1 protein-coding gene is annotated in these 1404 nt (G+C 65.2%); it reads left to right on the forward strand.

Annotation, left to right across the window (positions count from 1 at the left end; translation table 11 throughout):
• The first annotated feature begins 119 nt into the window (after positions 1-119).
• Complete coding sequence (locus KPG71_RS19575; RefSeq protein WP_301182932.1) at positions 120-1337, forward strand: IS256 family transposase; 1218 nt, start codon at positions 120-122, stop codon at positions 1335-1337.
• The last annotated feature ends 67 nt before the right edge of the window (positions 1338-1404 follow it).

Below are 1404 nucleotides of genomic sequence, written 5' to 3' on the forward strand. Positions count from 1 at the left end.
GGTAGTGTCCCACGGGGTGGTGTAAGAGGCCGCGCGCGGAGCCTTTTGGCGTAGCGCAGCGCGCGGCCGGGTCTGGCGGCCACCGCGCTTCTTCGTAGTCTGAGGTTGTTCAAAGACCGATGATAACGAAGGAGAGCACGATGACCGAGACCATGATCGACCTTCCGGGCGTGATCGCCAAGAGCGATGACACGGAATTCCTGCGGGAACTGATCCAAGACGCCGCGCAGCGGCTGATGGACATTGAGGTGGCCGCTGTCTGCGGCGCGGGGCATGGCGAGCGCAGCCCGGACCGGGAGAACCAGCGCAACGGCTACCGGCCGCGTCAGTGGGATACTCGGGCAGGCACCATTGGGTTGAACATCCCGAAGCTGCGCAAGGGGAGCTACTTCCCCACGTTCCTGGAGCCGCGGCGGACGGCCGAGAAAGCATTGATGGCCGTGATCCAGGAAGCCTACATCCACGGCGTCTCCACACGGGCTGTCGACGACCTGGTGCGGGCGATGGGGCTGGCGGGCACCTCCAAGAGCCAGGTCTCGCGGCTGTGCGAGGAGATCGACGAGCGGGTGCAGGCGTTCCTGAACCGCCCGCTGGAAGGCGATTGGCCCTTCCTCTGGCTCGACGCCACCTACGTGAAACTGCGTGAGGGCGGGCGGATCGTCTCGATGGCGGTGATAGTGGCTGTGGCGGTCAACACAGACGGGCGGCGCGAGATCCTGGGGATTACCGTCCTGCCCTCGGAGGCCGAGACGTTCTGGGCCGAGTTTCTGCGCTCTTTGACCCGGCGCGGGTTGCGGGGCGTGCAACTGGTGATCAGCGACGCCCATGAGGGCCTGAAGGCCGCCGCGTGCAAGGTCCTTGGCGCAGGATGGCAACGCTGCAGGGTTCACTTCCAGCGCAACCTTCTGGCCCGCGTAGGCAAGACCCACAAGCCCGTGGTCAGCGCGGTGGTGAAGACCGTCTTCGCCGAGAAGGACCGCGACCAGGCCCATGCCCGCTGGCGCGAGGTCGCAGACAGCCTGCGCGAGCGGTTCCGGGATGTCGCCGAGCTGATGGATGACGCGGAGCAGGACGTTCTGGCCTACATGGCCTTCGACGAAAGTCTGCGCTCGAAGTTGCACAGCACCAACCCGCTGGAGCGCGTCAACAAGGAGATCAAGCGGCGGACCAACGTGGTCGGGATATTCCCGAACCGCGAGGCCGTGATCCGCCTCGTCGGGGCGCTCATGCTGGAGCAGAACGATGAGTGGGCCGTCTCCCGCCGTTACATGCCGATGGAAAAGCTGACCGCCATATGCAACGATGACGGTGAGACGGCGATGATCGCCGCTCAGTGAACGAGCAACACCGGCTATGAAGAAGCAGGTGGACGCCAGTTCCTACACCACTTCCCGGGGCACTACC

Source organism: Roseovarius sp. PS-C2, assembly GCF_018862045.1.
In the GTDB taxonomy this organism is placed as follows: Bacteria; Pseudomonadota; Alphaproteobacteria; order Rhodobacterales; family Rhodobacteraceae; genus Roseovarius.

What these genes read in the sequence shown, in the direction of transcription:
- KPG71_RS19575 (WP_301182932.1), top strand. Translation starts at nt 120, where the DNA reads ATGATAACGAAGGAGAGCACGATGACCGAGACCATGATCGACCTTCCG.